A 540-nucleotide genomic window follows, 5' to 3' on the forward strand; every position below is an offset into this window, starting at 1 on the left:
TCAAAGCCCAATCGTTCACGCAGGGCTTCGACGGCTTTGTAATACAAATCTTTTAAGGAATCAGGGTTGGAGATCTCGAGTGCGACTTGCTGAACTAACTTCATGTTTTCGATAAAACGTTCGCGCTGGCTAATTTCATCGACGTATTGAGCTTCACGGATGTCTCGATGTCGCATCTCTTGTGATGCATTTTTCTCGGCTCGAATGCATTGCCAACGCGCAGCCGCGAGCTGCATTGCGTCGTAGCTTTCTTCGTAAATATTGTGTGCGGTGCGAGCTTGGACAGATTGGATAAGTAAATAGGTGCGTTTTATTGGCGTGTTGTCGAGCATCATTATGTCGCTTTCGCCACCTAAATCTTGGGTGTGATTCCAGTTACAAGTGTTAATCGCCAGAGGAATAATGCTTTCGGATGTATCAAATTGGCAGGCCCAATCCCAGAAAATCTCAGGGTACTTTTGAATAGGGTAAAGCTCTCCGCGAGAAAAACTCACAGAACAACGAGGATTGGTTAAAGGGTCTTCAAAAATGGCGATCGCG

The 540-nt window shown here is 45.9% G+C and carries 1 pseudogene; it reads right to left on the minus strand.

Going from position 1 to position 540, the window contains the following annotated elements:
* Window positions 1–540 (minus strand): annotated as a pseudogene (locus R7Q46_RS29735) (GGDEF domain-containing protein); the annotation flags it as partial.

Source organism: Vibrio sp. 811 (assembly GCF_033339195.1).